General features: G+C 71.4%; 16 protein-coding genes. 10 read left to right on the top strand and 6 right to left on the bottom strand.

The genetic code is table 11. The annotated features are described in order from the left end of the window. Window positions 1–131: 131 nt before the first annotated feature. On the bottom strand, window positions 132–1,256 hold the full coding sequence (locus EDD90_RS45975; protein WP_123978969.1) for a DMT family transporter: 1,125 nt from the start codon (window positions 1,254–1,256) through the stop codon (window positions 132–134). 228 nt (window positions 1,257–1,484) lie between these two features. Here EDD90_RS45975 and EDD90_RS45980 point away from each other — a divergent pair, with 228 nt between their 5' ends. From EDD90_RS45980 to EDD90_RS46010, 7 genes are all read left to right on the top strand, one after another. Beyond that, window positions 1,485–2,252, top strand: a complete 768-nt coding sequence (locus tag EDD90_RS45980) for a (2Fe-2S)-binding protein (RefSeq protein WP_123978970.1) — start codon at window positions 1,485–1,487, stop codon at window positions 2,250–2,252. Window positions 2,253–2,290: 38 nt separating this feature from the next. Continuing rightward, window positions 2,291–3,442 (top strand): glycogen synthase, encoded by a 1,152-nt coding sequence (glgA, locus tag EDD90_RS45985; protein ID WP_123982321.1) that lies wholly within the window; start codon window positions 2,291–2,293, stop codon window positions 3,440–3,442. Between the two features lie 116 nt (window positions 3,443–3,558). Then, window positions 3,559–4,779, top strand: coding sequence for a glucose-1-phosphate adenylyltransferase (gene glgC / locus EDD90_RS45990; RefSeq protein WP_123978971.1), 1,221 nt, complete (start codon window positions 3,559–3,561; stop codon window positions 4,777–4,779). Between the two features lie 196 nt (window positions 4,780–4,975). Then, complete coding sequence (locus EDD90_RS45995; RefSeq protein WP_123978972.1) at window positions 4,976–7,297, top strand: GH92 family glycosyl hydrolase; 2,322 nt, start codon at window positions 4,976–4,978, stop codon at window positions 7,295–7,297. A 147-nt stretch (window positions 7,298–7,444) separates the two neighbouring features. Then, window positions 7,445–8,770 carry a wax ester/triacylglycerol synthase family O-acyltransferase gene (locus EDD90_RS46000; RefSeq protein WP_123978973.1) on the top strand — a complete coding sequence of 442 codons (1,326 nt, stop codon included), beginning with the start codon at window positions 7,445–7,447 and terminating at the stop codon, window positions 8,768–8,770. 193 nt (window positions 8,771–8,963) lie between these two features. Further along, window positions 8,964–10,466, top strand: a complete 1,503-nt coding sequence (locus EDD90_RS46005; protein WP_123978974.1) for an SDR family NAD(P)-dependent oxidoreductase — start codon at window positions 8,964–8,966, stop codon at window positions 10,464–10,466. Window positions 10,467–10,504: 38 nt separating this feature from the next. Next, window positions 10,505–10,933, top strand: a complete 429-nt coding sequence (locus EDD90_RS46010; RefSeq protein ID WP_123978975.1) for a DUF5959 family protein — start codon at window positions 10,505–10,507, stop codon at window positions 10,931–10,933. A 177-nt stretch (window positions 10,934–11,110) separates the two neighbouring features. Here EDD90_RS46010 and EDD90_RS46015 read toward each other — a convergent pair whose 3' ends face one another. Beyond that, window positions 11,111–11,869 carry an SDR family oxidoreductase gene (locus EDD90_RS46015; RefSeq protein ID WP_123978976.1) on the bottom strand — a complete coding sequence of 253 codons (759 nt, stop codon included), beginning with the start codon at window positions 11,867–11,869 and terminating at the stop codon, window positions 11,111–11,113. 25 nt (window positions 11,870–11,894) lie between these two features. Next, window positions 11,895–12,275 carry a hypothetical protein gene (locus EDD90_RS46020; RefSeq protein ID WP_123978977.1) on the bottom strand — a complete coding sequence of 127 codons (381 nt, stop codon included), beginning with the start codon at window positions 12,273–12,275 and terminating at the stop codon, window positions 11,895–11,897. Window positions 12,276–12,761: 486 nt separating this feature from the next. Here EDD90_RS46020 and EDD90_RS46025 point away from each other — a divergent pair, with 486 nt between their 5' ends. Together EDD90_RS46025 and EDD90_RS46030 are read left to right on the top strand one after the other, a co-directional pair. Continuing rightward, complete coding sequence (locus tag EDD90_RS46025; protein WP_123978978.1) at window positions 12,762–12,935, top strand: hypothetical protein; 174 nt, start codon at window positions 12,762–12,764, stop codon at window positions 12,933–12,935. A 58-nt stretch (window positions 12,936–12,993) separates the two neighbouring features. Beyond that, complete coding sequence (locus EDD90_RS46030; RefSeq protein WP_123978979.1) at window positions 12,994–13,476, top strand: GNAT family N-acetyltransferase; 483 nt, start codon at window positions 12,994–12,996, stop codon at window positions 13,474–13,476. Between the two features lie 6 nt (window positions 13,477–13,482). Here EDD90_RS46030 and EDD90_RS46035 read toward each other — a convergent pair whose 3' ends face one another. Then, complete coding sequence (locus EDD90_RS46035; protein ID WP_123978980.1) at window positions 13,483–14,439, bottom strand: SDR family NAD(P)-dependent oxidoreductase; 957 nt, start codon at window positions 14,437–14,439, stop codon at window positions 13,483–13,485. Between the two features lie 81 nt (window positions 14,440–14,520). Then, window positions 14,521–15,504 carry an aldo/keto reductase gene (locus tag EDD90_RS46040; protein ID WP_123978981.1) on the bottom strand — a complete coding sequence of 328 codons (984 nt, stop codon included), beginning with the start codon at window positions 15,502–15,504 and terminating at the stop codon, window positions 14,521–14,523. Between the two features lie 103 nt (window positions 15,505–15,607). Between EDD90_RS46040 and EDD90_RS46045 the strand changes: the two genes are divergently transcribed. Then, a complete protein-coding gene (locus tag EDD90_RS46045) occupies window positions 15,608–16,186 on the top strand; it encodes a TetR/AcrR family transcriptional regulator (RefSeq protein ID WP_123978982.1) in 579 nt (192 codons plus the stop codon). A gap of 6 nt (window positions 16,187–16,192) precedes the next feature. On the opposite strand, the gene EDD90_RS46050 is transcribed toward EDD90_RS46045, so the two are convergent. Continuing rightward, window positions 16,193–17,536, bottom strand: coding sequence for an amidase (locus EDD90_RS46050; RefSeq protein ID WP_123978983.1), 1,344 nt, complete (start codon window positions 17,534–17,536; stop codon window positions 16,193–16,195). Between the last annotated feature and the right edge of the window lie 36 nt (window positions 17,537–17,572).

Consider the following 17,572-nt stretch of genomic DNA (forward strand, 5'->3'; position numbering starts at 1 on the left):
GTCTCCCGGCCGCCGTCCGGATCCGACGGGCGGCTCCCGACCCGGGGAGGCGTCGGGAACCGAACCGGCCAGGGTGTCCCGGCTCGGGTCCGTATCGGGAACCGAGCCCCGTCTCGCGGCCCGGTGTGTCGTCAGGATTTGACCCGTGTGCGGTGTCGGTCCGCCAGCGGACCGTGCACATAGCCGGCGGCGGGCAGCAGCACGTCGGCCACCTCCGCCGTGGACGCGGTGCGCTGCTGCGGCATCTGGAGCAGGGCCGGGCGCGTCTCGCCGTCCGCTGCTTCGGCGAGCATCGCACGGGTCGCCGCCGACCGGGCTCCCGCCACATCCGCATCCGCCAGACCGGCTTCCGCCAGCTCGACCAGCGCCTCCACCAGCGGCTCGGGCGAGGCCCCGGCGATGGGCTCCGGCTCCACCGGGTGCGGGGTGCGCTCGATGCGCTCGGTCGTCAACAGGATCAGGCCGCCCGCCGCCACCACACCGCAGCCCAGTGCGAGCAAGGTGCCGGTGGCGCCGTAGCGGAACGTCTCGCCGAACATCGTGATGCCGACCGCGGCGGCCAGCACCGGGTTGACCACCGTCAGCGTGGCCAGCGGCGCGGCGAGGCCGCCGCCGCGGTACGCGGCCTGGGAGATCAGGACACCGGCGACGGCATAGGCGCCGATCACGCTCAGCCAGAGCACGTCGGCCGTGGCGATGCCGCCGTCCCAGTCGATCGCCACGACCTTGGTGAACACCGAGGACATGCCGAAGGCTATGCCGGACGCGGTCGCGAGCAGCACGCTGCGCACCGCCGGGTGCCGGTGCGCGGCCCGTCCCGCGATCATCAGCGCGACGACCGCCCCGCCGGTGACCATCGCGACGCCGATCCGTCCGGCGGAGTCGAGGGCGTGCGAGTCGGAGGAGCCGACCAGGGAGAGCAGACCGGCCAGCCCCACGGTGGCCATGATCGCGCCCCGCCAGGCGGTGGCACCCGCCCGGCGGCCGACGAACAGGGCCGCCATGGGCAGCGCGAACACGATGGTGAGCGCACCCAGCGGCTGGACCAGGCTCAGCGGGCCGTAGGCCAGAGCCACGACGTGCAGCAGGCCACCGATGCCGTTGAGCGCCATCGCCCCCCACCAGCTCGGGCGGCGCAACGGCGCGTACTGCTCGGCGGGAGAGGAGACCGCGACCTGCTCCTGCACGATCGCTCCGCCGGCGTAGGCGACGGCGGACACGAAGGACAGCAGCACGGACAACGCGAGGGCGCTCATGTACGGCTCCTCTGCGTCGGACAGGACCTCTTGGTCCCGTGCGGTGATCGGTCGGCTTCCATGAGCAACACTCTGCCCGCCCCGCTGCTTCCCGTCGTCGTACCTGAGCACCCAATGCGTCGTACTACCGATGGAGTACGGCAGGACCCTGATCATCCCCAGGGTGGGTAACGCAGGGTGGAGGACCGGGCGGCCGGACTCTCAACAGTCCTGGTACTACTGCTGTTCGTGGATCTGGACCCCGACCTCGCCGCGCTCCGGCCGCTCGGCGGCTTCTTCGTCCTGCGCACGGCCCGATCGGCGGCCGGAGGCCCGGCGCGGGCGCGCATCGACGGGCTGCCGACCCTCGAACAGGCCTACAGAACAGAGATATCGGATGATCAACGGGATGTGGTGACTTTCCGCGTGGAGACGGTCAAACAGCGTCTGCGCGCGTCCGAGCCCCGGGTCGCCGCCTCCATCGCCCAGCAGGGGCTGGCCGCCCGGCTCTGGTCCGTGGCGCTCGGCTGCGCCGTCCGGTACGGCCGCCTCCCGGACCTCGACCCCCGGCTGCTGCACTGGGACACCGGCGCCGGCGCCCCCGACGACCTCTGGCTCGCAGCGGTACGCCCGCTGCCCGGCACCGCCGAACCGGCCACGCTCGCGGCCGCCGTCCTGCACGGTCATCTGCAACCCCTGGGGGAGGCCCTGCGGGCCCGTTACGGCGTCGCCGGCGGCCTGTTGTGGGGCAACGCGGGGTCCGCGCTGGCCGGAGCCGCCCGCGAACTGGACCGCTGGGCGCGCGCCCACGGACGTAGCGACGTCGCCCACCGGACCCGGACCCTCACCGCCGCCCTCTTCGCGCACCCCCTGCTGAGCGCCACCGGCACCCGCACCGGCCCGGCCTTCCGGCGTCGCAGCTGCTGCCTCTACTACCGGGTACCGGGCGGCGGGGTCTGCGGTGACTGTTGTTTCACACAACCGCCGCGCTCTTCCCCGCGCGCCGTATCTGGGTGACCATGGACCAACCGGGCGTGGAGAGCGAGGGGTTGCGGGTGCGAGTCGGACTGCTGACCCGGGAGTACCCCCCGGACGTCTACGGCGGTGCTGGTGTTCATGTCGAGTTCCTCGCCCGGGAGTTGCGGCCCCTGGTCGACCTGGAGGTGCACTGCTGGGGCGAGGGCCGCGGGGTCGGCGTCGTCCGGCACCGCCCCTGGTCCGCGCTGGACACCGCCAACGACGCGCTGCGTACCTTCTCCGTGGACCTCGCCATGGCCGCCGGCCTCGAAGGCCGCGAACTGGTGCACTCCCACACCTGGTACGCCAACCTCGCCGGCCATGTCGCCAAGATGCTGTACGGCGTCCCGCATGTGGTGACCGCGCACTCGCTGGAGCCGCTGCGCCCCTGGAAGGCCGAGCAACTCGGCGGCGGATACGCCCTGTCGAGCTGGGCCGAACGCAGCGCCATCGAAGCGGCCGACGCCGTGATCGCCGTCTCCGGGGCCATGCGTGCGGACATCCTCGGCTGCTACCCGGCGCTGGATCCGGCCAAGGTCCACGTCGTGCACAACGGCATCGACACCTCCCTCTACCGGCCCGACCGCTCCACCGACGTCCTCGCCCGGATCGGTATCGACCCGGGCCGCCCGTACGTACTGTTCGTCGGCCGTATCACCAGGCAGAAGGGTGTGCCCCAGCTGCTGCGCGCGGTACGGGACATCGACCCGGCGGTGCAGGTCGTGTTGTGTGCCGGGGCGCCCGACACCCCGGAGATCGACCGGGAGTTCCGCGAGCTCTTCGAGGAGCTCAGCCGGGTCCGTGAGGGCGTGCACTGGATCCCGCAGATGCTGCCGCGCGCGGACGTCATCCAACTCCTCACGCACGCCACCGTGTTCGCCTGCCCCTCGGTGTACGAACCGCTCGGCATCGTCAACCTGGAGGCAATGGCCTGCGGTACGCCGGTCGTCGCGTCCCGGGTCGGCGGTATCCCGGAGGTAGTCGAGGACGGCAAGACGGGCCTGCTGGTCGATCTCGACGACGACTTCGAGTCGGGCCTGGCGCGGGCGCTGGACGAGATCGTCGGCGACCGGGAGACGGCCCGGCGGATGGGCGAGGCCGGACGGGAGCGCGCCGTGGGGGAGTTCGGCTGGGACGCCGTGGCCCGGCGCACGGTCCGGCTCTACGAGCAGATCCTGAAACCGTCGTAACCAGAGATTCACAGGCAGGCGTAACTAACAGGCCGCCTGTTCGACGAGATCCCGATGCAGGCTTAGCGGGAGTGCTCCGAGGGCAAGGATGGAGCACCAGGGTGAGGGGAGCGGCCATGCGTCGTGGTGGGCCTTCGGTACTCGGGATCGTGCTCGCGGGCGGGGAAGGCAAACGCCTGATGCCGCTGACCGCCGACCGTGCCAAACCAGCTGTGACCTTCGGCGGGACATACCGCCTGGTCGACTTCGTTCTGTCCAACCTGGTCAACGCGGACGTGCTCCGCATCTGCGTGCTGACCCAGTACAAATCGCACTCGCTGGACCGGCACATCACCACCACCTGGCGGATGTCCAGTCTGCTCGGCAACTACGTCACTCCGGTACCGGCCCAGCAGCGGCTCGGCCCGCGCTGGTACCTGGGCAGCGCCGACGCGCTGTTGCAGTCCCTCAATCTCGTCCACGACGAACAGCCCGACTACGTCGCGGTGTTCGGCGCCGACCACGTCTACCGCATGGACCCGCGGCAGATGCTCCAGCAGCACATCGAGGGCGGCGCCGGGGTCACGGTCGCGGGCATCCGCATCCCGCGCGCCGAGTCCTCGGCGTTCGGTGTGATCACCCCGGGCTCGGACGGGCAGACGATAGAGACCTTCCTGGAGAAGCCGGCCGACCCGCCGGGGCTGCCGGGCGCCCCCGACACCGTGTTCGCCTCCATGGGCAACTACATCTTCACCACCAAGGCACTGGTCGAGTCGCTGCACCGGGACGCCGAGGACGACGACTCGGTGCACGACATGGGCGGTTCGATCCTGCCCCAGCTCACCGCCCGCGGCGAGGCCCAGCTCTACGACTTCGGCACCAACCACGTGCCCGGCGAGACCAGCCGCGACCGCGGCTACTGGCGGGACGTCGGCACCCTCGACGCGTACTACGACGCCCATATGGACCTGATCGCCGAGCGGCCCGCCTTCAACCTCTTCAACCGCAGCTGGCCCATCTACACCCACTCCTACCAGCTCTCCCCGGCCCGTTTCAATGCCGGCGGCATGGCGAGCGAGTCCATCATCAGCGCGGGCTGCCTGATCCGCGGTCAGGTCACCCGGTCCGTGCTGTCACCGGGCGTACGCGTGGACCCGGGCGCGGTGGTCCAGGGGTCGGTGCTGCACGACAACGTCATCGTGGGGCGCGGTGCGGTGGTGCGCGGCGCGGTCCTCGACAAGAACGTGGAGGTCCCGCCCGGCGCGACCATCGGCGTCAACCCGGAACGGGACGCCGAGCTCTACACCGTCTCGAAGGGCGGGGTGATCGGCCTCGGCAAGGGGCAGTTGGTCTCGTAGCCCCGCCACGTCCGATTTCACAACCCCACTACGTCCGATTTCACCGCCCCCATCGTCACGGGCCCGGCGCGCTGTTCCCGCGCCGGGCCTGACTTTTGTGCGACGCGCCGCGCGTGAAAACCCCTATTTGCGGGGCTTTTCGGCTTTCCCCCCTCACGATGCAGACAGCGATGTCGAACTTCGGAGGTCATCCGACATGAGAGGGACCCGGCGCACACGGCTGTGCCTCGCCGGGGTGCTGACAGCGTCCGCGCTGCTCACCGCCCCCGCCGCAGGAGCCGCCGAACCGGCCGACGGCCACCTCGCCGACCTGGTGGACCCCTTCATCGGCAGCCAGGACGACGGCAACACCTTCCCCGGCGCGGCCGTGCCCTTCGGCATGGTGCAGCTCTCCCCGGACACCGGACACAGCACCGGCTACGACTACTCCCAGCACCGGATCCGCGGCTTCTCCCTGGTCCACCTCTCGGGCGTGGGCTGCGCCATCGGCGGCGACCTGCCCGTGCTGCCCACCACCGGGTACGTCACTCAGACGGACTACGCCAAGTACGCCGCCGGCTTCCGCCACGCCGACGAGGCGGCGAGCCCCGGCTACTACCGCGTCGGCCTCGACTCCGGAGTCCGGGCCGAGCTCACCGCGACCGCCCGCACCGGCGTGCAGCGCTACACATTCCCGGCCACCACCAAGGCGAACGTCCTGCTGAACGCGGCCCAGGCGCTGCACAAACCGGTGAGCAGCAAGGTCGAGATCCTCGACGACCACACCGTCCGCACAAAGATCACCGGCCACGGCTTCTGCCGGGACACCGCCCCCTACACCGTCTACACGGTCACCCGCTTCAGCCGCCCGTTCACGGCGTACGGCACCTGGCACGGCACCACGGTCACCCCCGGCGCCCGCACCGGAACCGACGGCGCCTACGTCCGCTTCGACACCACCCGCGACCGTACGGTCGAGGCGACCACCGCCCTGTCGTACGTCGACGCGCACGGCGCCGAGGTCAACCTGCGTGCCGAAGGCGGACGTTCGTTCGACAGCGTGCGGCGGCAGGCCCGGGACGCCTGGGAGCGGCGGCTCGCCGGCGTACGCGTCCGGGGCGGCGGTGCCACCCTCCGCCGTACCTTCTACTCGTCCCTGTACCGCACCTTCCTCGCGCCCACCGTCGGCGGTGACGCCGACGGACGCTACACCGGCTGGGACCGCCGGATCCACCGCGCGAAGGGTTTCACCTACTACCAGAACTGGTCGCTCTGGGACACCTACCGCACCCAGGCCCAGCTGCTCGCGCTGCTGGCTCCGCGCGAGGCCCGTGACATGGCGCTGTCGGTGCTGAAGATCGACGAGGAGGGCGGCTGGCTGCCCAAGTGGGGCTACGCCACCGTCGAGACGAACATCATGACCGGCGACCCGGTCACCCCGTTCCTGACCACCGCCTACCAGATGGGCCTGTTGAAGGGGTACGAGGAGCGGGCGTACCGGGCGCTGAAGAAGAACGCCGACGGCGTGCCGCCGGCCGCCAACGCCGGGGTCGGCCGCGAGGCCAACGCCGAGTACCTCGCGAACGGCTTCGCGCCGTACGTCAAGGGCCGTCCGCACACCAAGGTCGGCGACTCCGACTACGACCACGGCGCCTCCGTCACCCTGGAGTACGCCCTCTCCGACGCGATGCTCGCCCAGATGGCCCGGGACCTCGGCCATGTCGCGGACGCGGCCCGCTATGCCACCCGGGCCCAGTACTACCGCAACGTCTTCGACCCCTCCACCGGCTTCTTCCGCGCCCGCGACGCCTCCGGCGCCTTCACCGGGAACCCCGACCCGGCCCGCGGCATCGGCTTCCACGAGGGCACCGCCTGGCAGTACCAGTGGCTGGTCCCGCAGGACCTGCCCGGCGTGATCTCCCTGATCGGCGGGAAGCGCGCGACCAACGCCCGGCTGGACTCCTTCTTCGCCTACGGCAAGCTGCTCGCCGACCCAGCGAAGACCGCGCGCCAGGTGTGGGTGCACGGCAACGCGTACGCCTACTACAACGCGGCCGTCTACAACCCGATGAACGAGCCCGACCTCATCGCGCCCTACGCCTACCTCTCCACCGGCCAGCCCTGGAAGACCACCGACGTGGTGCACGCGGCGCTCACCCTGTTCACCGACGGGCCGAACGGGATGACCGGCAACGACGACCTCGGCACCATGTCCGCATGGAACGTGCTGTCGTCGATCGGTCTCTTCCCGGTCCAGCCCGGATACGACACCTGGGGACTGTCCACGCCCGTCTTCGACCGGATCGACGTCCGCCTGGACCGCCGCTACTGGCCGAGCGGCGGCTTCACGGTCACGGCCCCCGGAACCTCGGCCACCGCCCGCTACATCCAGCGGGCTCGGACCGACGGGAAGGGGTACGGCCGGACCTATCTGACGACGGGTTCGCTGCGTTCCCTGCGCTCACTGGCGTTCACGGTCGGCCCGCGCCCGTCAGAGTGGGGTACGTCACCCGAGGCGGCGCCACCGGCGCTGAGATGACCTCAGGTGTCCCTTGAGCCCCGCCTCTTTCGGAGGAGGCGGGACTTAATCTGCTGTTAACTGAGCGTAGCGTGATCGTACTTGACCGTAATCAGGTGTCGGCGTTTGACTGCTCATCCACACCTTCGTCGACGCGAGGCAAGCCCCTTGACTGCTGACCTGCTCGCTCCTCTCGACCTGGCGTTCTGGAACATCGAGTCCGACCGGCACCCGATGCACCTCGGCGCGCTCGGCGTCTTCTCGGCGCACTCGCCGACCGCCGGCGCCCACGCCGCCGATCTGCTCGCGGCCCGGGCCGCCGCCGTGCCCGGACTGCGCATGCGCATCCGCGACGTCTGGCGGCCGCTCGCGTTCGGCGGCGCCGCCCGCGAGACCGACCCGGACTTCGACCCCCTCAATCACGTCCGGCTGCACGCGCCGACGGCCGACTTCCACGCCGTCGCCGGCCGGTTGATGGAACGCCCGCTGGAGCGCGGCCGGCCGCCCTGGGAGGCGCATGTACTGCCCGGCGAGGACGGGGTGTCCTTCGCGGTGCTGTTCAAGTTCCACCACGCGCTCGCCGACGGACTGCGCGCCCTCAAACTGGCCGCGGGTGTCATGGACCCGCTCGACCTGCCCGAGCGCACCCCCCGGTCGATCGAGCCGCCGCGCCCCATGCTCGCGCTGCCCGACGTACGCAGGGTGCCCGAGCTGGTACGCGGCGCCCTGTCGGACGTGGGCCGGGCCCTGGACATCGGCGCCTCGGTCGCCCTGTCCGCCCTCGGCGTGAGCTCGTCCTCCGCGCTCAAGTCCACGCCCACCGGCACCCGCTCCATCGCCGGGGTCGACCTCGACATCGACGACGTGCACCGAGTCCGCAAGGCCGTCGGCGGCACCGTCAACGACGTCCTGATCGCCGTCGTCGCCGGCGCGCTGCGCCGCTGGCTGGAGGAGCGCGGCGACGGCACCGACGGCGTCGCCCCGCGCGCCCTGATCCCCGTCTCCAAGCGCCGTCCGCGCACCGCCACACCACAGGGCAACCGGCTCTCCGGCTATCTGATACGGCTCCCGGTCGACAACCCCGACCCGCTCGCCCGCCTCGACCGCGTCCGCACGGCGATGGTCCGCAACAAGGACGCGGGCCCCAACCGGGGCGCCGGTGCCGTCGCCCTGCTCGCCGACCATGTGCCGGCGCTCGGGCACCGGCTCGGCGGACCGCTCGTCGGCCAGGCCGCCCGGCTCTGGTTCGACATCCTGGTCACCAGCGTGCCGCTGCCCGGCCTCGGCCTGCGCCTGGGCGGCGACCCGCTCACCGCCGTCTACCCCCTGGCCCCGCTGGCCCCCGGCCAGTCCCTCGCCGTCGCCATCTCCACCTACCGCAACCAGGTCCACTACGGCCTGGTCGCCGACGCTTCCGCCGTCCCGGACCTCGACGTACTCGCCCGCGCGGTGACCGACGAGGTCGACTCGCTGATCGCGGTCTGCGACCAGTGACGGCGGTCCGAAGGAGGGGCTGAGCCCCGCCTGCCCGCGGTGTCCACCGCGGGCAGGCGGGGGGTTTTCGGCCCCGTCCGCGATCCGGCATTCGGGCGGGTTTGGTGCTGGGGCCCGGTGCTCCGTAAAATTCCCCGTTCGAAAGCGGGCGCGAGTCGGAGCGCCGCTGGTTGACCAGGGAAGCGGCAGCGCGATGACGGTGACACAGGACGGCTCGACGGCCGAGGACGCGGTGGACGCGGTGGTCTACGGCCCCGGCATCGACCCCGAGCGGCTCGCCGTCTGCCTCAGCGTGCTCGACGAGCTGGACAAGCTGGACGTCGACCACCCGGACGCCATCGCGGTGCGCCGGGCCACGGCCGGTATCTACCGCACGGTGAAGCAGCGCCGCAGGCAGGAGCGCCGGGCCGCCAAGACCGCCCACGACAAGTCGGTCACCGAGGCCACCGCGACCGGCTCCGCCCAGCGCATCGACGACGAGACCGAGGGCATCCTGCCGTCGTCGGTCACCGAGGCGGGCCGGATCGCGGGGATACTCCAGCGCCCGCGCTCCTGCTACACCTGCAAGACCCGCTATGTCGAGGTCGACTACTTCTACCACCAGCTCTGTCCGGACTGCGCCGCTCTGAACCGCGCCAAGCGCGACGCCCGCGCCGACCTGACCGGCAAGCGCGCCCTGCTCACCGGCGGCCGCGCCAAGATCGGCATGTACATCGCGCTGCGGCTGCTGCGTGACGGTGCGCACACGACGATCACCACCCGCTTCCCGAAGGACGCCATCCGCCGCTTCAAGGCGATGGAGGACTCGGCGGACTGGCTGGACCGCCTGGAGGTGGTCGGTATCGACCTGCGCGACCCGGCGCAGGCCGTGGCGCTGGCGGAGCGGATGACCGAGGCGGGCCCGCTCGACATCCTGATCAACAACGCCACCCAGACCGTACGCCGGCTGCCCTCCGCGTACGCGGCCCTGGTCGACGGCGAGAGCGCCCCGCTGCCCGCCGGTGAACTCCCCGCCCACCACGTGATCGGCGCCTTCAACTCGGGCGCCGTGGACGGCATCGCCGCGCTGCCCATCGGCACCAGCGGCCTGGACGCACAGAAGGTCGCCGACCTCGCCCTCGTCGCGGGCAACGCCAGCGTCGCCCGGCACCTCGACGGCACCGCCATCGACGCGGGCGGGCTCGTCCCCGACGTCGTCGAGTCCAACACCTGGGTGCAGACCATCGACCAGATCTCCCCGGTCGAGCTCCTTGAGACCCAGCTGTGCAACTACACATCGCCGTTCATCCTGATCAGCGCCCTGCGCCCGGCGATGGCGGACGCCGCGAAGAAGGCCGGCAGCGGCCGTGCGTACGTCGTCAACGTCTCCGCGATGGAGGGCGTCTTCGGCCGTGGCTACAAGGGCGCCGGGCACCCCAACACCAACGCGGCGAAGGCGGCCATGAACATGGTCACCCGGACCAGCGCGACGGAGATGTTCCAGACCGACGGCATCCTCATGACCTCCGTCGACACGGGCTGGATCACCGACGAGCGCCCGCACTTCGACAAGCTGCGCCTCGCCGAGGAGGGCTTCCACGCACCGCTCGACCTCGTGGACGGCGCGGCCCGGGTCTACGACCCGATCGTGCTCGGCGAGCAGGGCGAGGACGTGTACGGCGTCTTCCTGAAGGACTACGCACCCGGCAAGTGGTGAGCCCCGCGCTCAGCAGCCCTGACGGAAAAGGGGAGGCTATGGGCGACATCGTTCCGAGGGAGCTCATCTCTCTCGCGGACGACGAGGGGAACAGCGTGAGCGTCGACGTCCTGGGGCGCAGCCCCACGTGGTCCGGCGGGCTCGATGCCGAGATCGTCGTCGCGACACCCTTCGTGTCCGGCCGCTGTCACCTGGTGTTGTCCGTTTCGAAGCTGCAGAGCTGGTCCGACGCACTGAACAGGCTCGACGCCGGCGAGGATGTCGCCTGGATGGAGATGAGCAGGGGGGCGTCCATCTCCATCCGGCTCATCGGCGAGCGTGACTGTCCGGAGGTCGTGGTGGAGGACGAGTCGGGATCCATGGTCACCGTGCGCGTACCGATCGCCCTGCCGGACGGCTGGATCGCCGACCACCGACGGCGTCTGCACCAGCTGATGGAGCACTGGGTTCCCGTACTCTCGGCGTAGGGAGACGAGCCGCCGCCGGCAGATGCGTGCACGTCCTGGGGTCAGGTGCGAAGGCGCGCCCCACGACCTGGCGTGGGTGCCCGATCCCGAGCCGTGCCCGGCGCCGCGGAGCCCGGCGAGGAGAACCTCCGGAGCCGACTGACCGCGATATCCGCTGAATCCGGCAACCCCGTGCCCCTAAGTCGGTGTGCGTGCCGCTCGTACCCGGGTGCCGCCGTCCACCACCACGTCGGCACCGGTCACCCAGCCCGCAGCGTCCGACACCAGCCACAGCACCGCCCCCGCCACGTCCTCCGGCTCTCCGATCCTGCCCATCGGCAGCCCCCGGGCGATCTCCGCCTCCCGCGGCTCCCACATGAAGCGTGCCATCTCCGTGCGCACCAGCCCCGGCGAGACCGAGTTGACCCGTACCCGGGGTGCCAGTTCCCCCGCCAGCTGCTGGGTGAGGTGGAGCAGCGCGGCCTTGCTGGTGCCGTACGCGCCCACGTCGGGGCCGACATGCGCGGCACCCTCCGTGCAGATGTTGACGACCGAGCCGCCGTGTTCGCGCATCCAGCCCCGCCATGCGCACTGCGTCAGCCGCAGCGGTGCCTCGACGTTCACCGTGAACGCCTCCCGCCACACCCCGAGGTCCGCGTCCATGAGCGGTCCGTACGGCCGGTTCGTGGCCGCGTTGTTGACGAGGATGTCGAGCCGCCCGAACTCGGTGAGCGCCAGCCGGGTCAGCTCCCGGGCGTGCTCGGGCTCGGCCACGCTGCCGGCCAGGCCGATCCCGCCGAGCTCCGCGGCCGTCCGCCGGACCTCGTCCGCGTCCCGCGCGCTCACACACACCAGCGCACCGGCCGCCGCGAACGCCTCGGCGACCGCACGCCCGATCCCGCGCGTGCCGCCCGTGACGACGGCCGCCCTCCCCCTGAGCCCGTACGACGACGTCATCGCCGTACCGTCTCATGACGGACCGTCAGTCGACAGCCCCCAGGCGGGAGTTGTGGGCAGCGACCAGTTCGAGCACGGTCCGCCAGTCCTCCAGGACACCGGCGTCGAAGCCCGCGGTGCGGCTCTCCTCGTCGGCCTGGCGTAGCCGCAGCGCATCGTCGTCGGCGCCCCCGCCGACGTCACCGCGGACGAGATGGTAGACGCGTTCTCCGAGCAGGTGCCGTACGGCGTGCGCGGCGCCGTCGGCGGGGCCCAGCAGTTCCTCGATGCCGTGCACCAGGCCCGCGACCTGCAGCTCCTTGTCGGCGGGGCGGCTGCGGCGCAGCAGCGCTGCGGTGCGCAGTGCGCGCTGGTGCCGGCAGGCGTACAGCAGATCCATCAGCTCCTCGACGCTGCGCAGCTCCATGCGTCAGTCCTTCCGCGAGACAGCCGTTGTCCTGCGCCATCGGATCATGTCGAGTTTTCGACCCGGCCAACGCAACCTGAACTGCACAGCCTGTGAAGGGAGCGGCGATCTGCCGACTCGAAGATGTGTTCGTTCGTATAGGCCGGGCGAGTGGATCGCAATCGGGGCATCATGTTACGGACAGGTGCAATTCCGGACCGCTGAAGTACGGAGCGACTCGCGATAGTTACACCAAGTTTGCACTCCCTATCGAGCGGACCCGCGCTCATTTGGTTAATCTATACGGGACGGACAGCAGTACGGGGTCCCACCCACACCCACGGTCCGTCCCGGGACAAGCCGGTAGACAACGGCCTGCTCTCTTCTGAGTTACCGGCGCCACCGCGTCCGAACTGGCCTTCCATCCAGACCCGAGCGGGCGCCCGAGCACCGGAACGCAGGCTGTCCGGCACGCCCCGAGGGTGACCGACACATAAGGAGTGCGCGGTGACACCTGAGAAGACGAATCGCGAGCAGCGCCCCAAGGAACGCACGGAGCGCGTGGGCAATCGGCCCGGACAGCTCGGCAGCCTCGACGTGTGGGCCCGGTCCGCCCCGATCCGCCTCGCGGGTTACGAGGACGACCTCGCCGAGCCCCATATCCTGCCGAGCGTGGACTGACCGGCCGGTCAGTCCTGTCGCGATCGCCGACGCGCATGGGCGTGCGAGACTCACGCCCATGCTGATCAGAGAAGCCACCGCGGCCGACTGGCCGCAGATCTGGCCCTTCTGGCACCGGATCGTCGCCGCCGCCGAGACGTACACCTGGGATCCCGACACGTCGGAGGAAGCGGCCCGCGCCCTGTGGATGAGCCCGGCGAAGCGTGTCTACGTCGCCGAGGACCCCACCGGAGCCGTCGTCGGGTCCGCCTACGTCACCCCCAACTACGGGGGCCCCGCCGCCTGCGTGGCCAACGCCGGTTTCATGGTCGACCCCGACCACGGCGGCCGCGGTGTCGGACGCGCACTCGCGGAGCACATCCTCGCCGAGGCCCGGACGCACGGCTACCGTGCCATGGTCTTCAACGCCGTCGTCGAGACCAATCCTGCCGTGGCCCTGTGGACCTCCCTCGGCTTCACGGTCATCGGCACGGTCCCGCAGGCCTTCGACCACCCGAAGCACGGGCCGGTCGGCCTGCACATCATGTACCGCGCCCTCTGAGGCGGGTCAGCCGACCAGCGCCTCGGACACGGCCCACAGCCGCGCCGCGTTGTCCCGGTCCAGGGCGTACGGCGCGACACCGCCGACCGAACCGGCCCGCTCGGTGACCGGCTTCGCCTCCGCGCAGTCCTCGAAGTAGCCGCCGGTGACGCCCGCCACCGTCGGGGAGGCGGCCAGCAGCACCGAGGTCGCCGCGCCCTGCTCCACCGTCTTCTGCGGAGGCAGGACGAGCTCGCCGGAGGCGATGAAGTCGGCGACCTGCTGCATGTCCATGTGCCGGGCCAGGTTGGTGTCGGCGATGTTGCCCGGCATCAGGGCGTTGGCCGTGATGCCGTCGTCGGCCCAGCGCTCGGCCGCGGCGACCGCGAACAGGATGTTGGCGGTCTTCGACTGCCCGTAGGAGGTCCACGGGTCGTAGGGGCGGAACCGGTAGTCCAGGTCGTCGAAGACGACGGGGGAGAAGAGATGCCCGGTGGAGCTGACCGAGACGACCCGTGCGCCGTCCGCCGCCGCGAGAGCGGGATGGAGTCCGACGGTGAGCGCGAAGTGGCCCAGGTGGTTGACGCCGAACTGCTGCTCCCGGCCGTCCGGGGTGCGGGTGATCTCCGACGGCGCCATCACGCCCGCGTTGTTGACCAGGATGTGCAGCGGGCCCTGCCAGCCGGCCACGAAAGCCGCGACCGTCGACCGGTCGGCCAGGTCAAGCCGTGCCACGGTCAACCTGCCCGACTCGGGCGGCAGTTCGGCCTGCAGACGGGTCACCACCCGGTCGCCGGCCTCGGTGTTGCGCACGGCCAGAGTGACGTCGGCGCCGGCCGAGGCGAGCGCACGGGCCGTCTCCACGCCGATGCCGGAACTGGCTCCGGTCACCACGGCCCTGCGGCCGTGCAGATCGACGCCGTCGACGACCTCGGCGGCGGTGGTGGTCACGCCGAAGGCTCCGGAGTTCGGGGATACGGACATGAGAGGTGTCTCCTGTGGGTGTGGGGGTCTGCGAGTCGGGACGGGCGGTGCCCGGCGGGGTCGTCGGGGTGCCGTCGGGGCTCAGCCGTTCAGGGTGCCCATGTGCTCGGGCGCGTAGCGGTCACCGGCGACCGTGCCGTGCGGGGCGACCGCCTCGATGGCGGCGAGGTCGTCCGCGGTGAGCGTGATGCCGGTCGCGGCGATGTTCTCCTCCAGGTAGCGGCGGCGCTTGGTGCCGGGGATGGCGACCGCGCCCTGGTGCTGGACCCAGGCGAGCGCCAGCTGGGAAGGGGTGACGCCCTTGTCGGCCGCGATCCGGCGGACCTCGCGCACCACGTCGAGGTTGCGCCGGAAGTTCTCGCCCTGGAAACGCGGGTCGGTACGCCGCCAGTCGTCCGCGGCGAAGTCGTCCGGGCGGGTGATCGCGCCGGACAGGAAGCCGCGGCCCAGCGGGGAGTAGGCGACCAGGCCGATGCCCAGCTCCCTGAGGGTGCCCAGGACGCCGTCGTGCTCGATGCCCCGCTCGAAGAGGGAGTACTCGATCTGCAGGGCGGCGACCGGGTGGACCGCGTGGGCCCGCCGGATGGTCTGCGCGGACGCCTCGGACAGGCCGATGTGCCCGATCTTGCCCTCGGCGACCAGCTCGGCCAGCGCGCCGACCGTCTCCTCGATCGGCACCTGGGGGTCGATGCGGTGCAGGTAGTAGAGGTCGACGTGGTCGGTGCCTAGGTGGCGCAGCGAGCGGTCCAGCGCCCGGCGCACATAGGCGGGGGTGCCGTTCAGGCCGACCACCTGGCCGTCGTCGGTGATCTCGACGCCGGTCTTGGTCGCGACCGCGGCGGCTTCCCGGCGCCCGGCCAGCGCCTTGCCGAGCAGCTGCTCGTTGACGAAGGGGCCGTAGCTCTCGGCGGTGTCCAGCATGGTCACGCCGAGCTCCAGCGCCCGGTCGACGGTGGCCAGCGACTCGGTCTCGTCGGTGGCGCCGTAGAAGGCGCTCATGCCCATGAGGCCGAGGCCCTGGACGCCGACGGTCAGCCCCTGGCCGCCCAGTGCGCGTTGTTCCATGAGGTTTCCTCAATTCCATAACTAACTGGATAGATACCTTGACGGTAGACCCGGCGCGGCCTTCATGTCAATAACTAGATAGTTACTTGGTAGGGTAGTGCGCATGTCACGGGATTCCAGTGCCACCAAGGCCCGGCTGCTCGACGCCGCCTTCACCGAATTCGCCGCCTACGGCATCGCCGGTGCCCGGGTGGACCGGATCGCCGAGACCGCCGGGGCGAACAAGCGGCTGATCTACGTCTATTTCGGCAACAAGGAGCAGCTCTTCGACGAGGTGCTGCAACGGGCCATGACGGCGGGCGCCGATGCCGTGCCGTTCGACGTCGAGGACCTGCCCGGATACGCCGGCGCGGTCTTCGACCACCTCGTGGCACGGCCTGACCTGATGCGCCTGCGCCTGTGGAAGCTGCTGGAGCGCCCCTCGGCCACCGGACTCGAACAGGACGCGTTCCGGAACAAGGCCGCGCTCGTGGCCGAGGCGCAGCAGCGCGGCGACCTCGACCCGGCGATGGCACCCGACGACCTGCTGACCCTGGTGCTCGCCGCGGCCCAGGCCTGGTTCTGGGCCGCCGAGGGCGTCGACCCCAAGGAGGCCGGCGAGTCCTGGCCGGAGGAACGGCTGGCCCTGCACCGCTCGGCCGTCGTCGAGGCGGCCCGCCGGATGACCGAGCCCAAGCCCTAGCGGGTCTCAGCCGAGCGGCGCCGTCCGCTGCCACGGCCGCAGGGTCTCCAACTGCTGGGCCACCTCCAGTAGCACCGCCTCCGAACCCGGCCGCCCCACCAGCTGTACGGCGCAGGGGGCGCCCGAGGGCAGGGTGCCGAAGGGGACCGACATCGCAGGCCAGCCGGTGAGGTTCCAGGGCGGGGTGAGCGGCGAGTAGTTGGTGTTGACCAGCACATTGCGCAGCCAGCCGCGCTCGTGCCAGGGGCCCGCCTTGGGGGAGCGGCGGGCCAGGGCGGGGGCCAGCAGGACATCGTGCTCGGCGAAGAACGGGGTGAGCCGGGCCCGTAGCCGGTCACGGGAGTCGCCGCCTCGCACCGCGCCGAGGAAACGGCGTCCGATCGCCGCGTGCACCCGCGTCCGCCGTGCCAGCAGAGCCGGATCCAGCCCCGCCGCGTCCACTGCTGTACCCGCGGTCCAGTGCCGGAGTGAGGTCACGCTCAGCGACATCGGATACGGCGGCTCGGCGGGCCGCGGCTGATGTCCGGCGCCGGCCAGCAGGCCGGCCGCCTCCCGTACGGCGTTCGTATACGGCTTGGTCACGCTCACCCCGGCCAGCGGACTGCGCACCGAGACGGCGATCCGGTACGACGACCGTTCCGCCGCGCTCTCGAACCCCGTCTCCGCCAGGACCGAGAGCATCAGCCGGGCGTCCTCGACGCTGGTCGCCAGCGGCCCGTTCTCGGACATGCCGAACCAGTCGCCGTTGCCGATCCCGGCCGGCACCACCCCGAACCCCGGCTTGATGGTGACCAGGCCGCAGTTGGCCGCCGGGATGCGCAGCGAACCCATGCCGTCGTTGCCGAGAGCGATCGGCACCAGCCCGGCGGCGACCGCGGCCGCGCTGCCGCCCGAGGAGCCGCCGGCGTTGCGTGCGGTGTCCCACGGGTTGCGTGCGGTGCCGTGTACGCCCTCGGTCGTACCGAAGATGCACAGTTCGGGCACGTTCGTCAGCCCGACGACCACCGCGCCCGCCGCCCGGAGCCGCGCCACGGTGACATGGTCGGCATCGGCGGGTGTGTCCGGCGTGGCGGCCGAGCCGTCCCGGTGCGCCTCACCGCGCACCGCCAGATTGTCCTTCACTGCCAACGGCACACCGGCGAGGGGGAGTTCGGCGAGATCGGTGCGGTCCGCGACCTCGTCCGCCTCCGCGAGCGCCGCCTCGGTCCGGACCTTCCGGAACGCGCCGATCCGCCCGTCCAGCCGGGCGATCCGCTCCAGATGCTCGGCCACCACCTCCCGGGGAGTGACCCGCTTCTCGCGTACGGCGGCGGCGATGTCGGTGGCGGTCCGGCCGACCCAGCTGGTCACGGGCGCTCCTAGAGGTGCGGAAAACGGGCTTACTCG

The organism is Streptomyces sp. Ag109_O5-1 (assembly GCF_003814875.1).
Lineage (GTDB): Bacteria > Actinomycetota > Actinomycetes > Streptomycetales > Streptomycetaceae > Streptomyces > Streptomyces sasae.

Excerpts from the sequence above, each read along its gene's own strand:
- EDD90_RS46020 (WP_123978977.1), bottom strand. The coding sequence starts at position 12,275 with ATGGAGCTGCGCAGCGTCGAGGAGCTGATGGATCTGCTGTACGCCTGC.
- EDD90_RS46040 (WP_123978981.1), bottom strand. The coding sequence starts at position 15,504 with ATGGAACAACGCGCACTGGGCGGCCAGGGGCTGACCGTCGGCGTCCAG.
- EDD90_RS46045 (WP_123978982.1), top strand. The coding sequence starts at position 15,608 with ATGTCACGGGATTCCAGTGCCACCAAGGCCCGGCTGCTCGACGCCGCC.
- EDD90_RS46015 (WP_123978976.1), bottom strand. The coding sequence starts at position 11,869 with ATGACGTCGTCGTACGGGCTCAGGGGGAGGGCGGCCGTCGTCACGGGC.
- EDD90_RS46005 (WP_123978974.1), top strand. The coding sequence starts at position 8,964 with ATGACGGTGACACAGGACGGCTCGACGGCCGAGGACGCGGTGGACGCG.
- EDD90_RS45995 (WP_123978972.1), top strand. The coding sequence starts at position 4,976 with ATGAGAGGGACCCGGCGCACACGGCTGTGCCTCGCCGGGGTGCTGACA.
- EDD90_RS46030 (WP_123978979.1), top strand. The coding sequence starts at position 12,994 with ATGCTGATCAGAGAAGCCACCGCGGCCGACTGGCCGCAGATCTGGCCC.
- EDD90_RS46010 (WP_123978975.1), top strand. The coding sequence starts at position 10,505 with ATGGGCGACATCGTTCCGAGGGAGCTCATCTCTCTCGCGGACGACGAG.
- EDD90_RS45975 (WP_123978969.1), bottom strand. The coding sequence starts at position 1,256 with ATGAGCGCCCTCGCGTTGTCCGTGCTGCTGTCCTTCGTGTCCGCCGTC.
- glgC (WP_123978971.1), top strand. The coding sequence starts at position 3,559 with ATGCGTCGTGGTGGGCCTTCGGTACTCGGGATCGTGCTCGCGGGCGGG.
- EDD90_RS46035 (WP_123978980.1), bottom strand. The coding sequence starts at position 14,439 with ATGTCCGTATCCCCGAACTCCGGAGCCTTCGGCGTGACCACCACCGCC.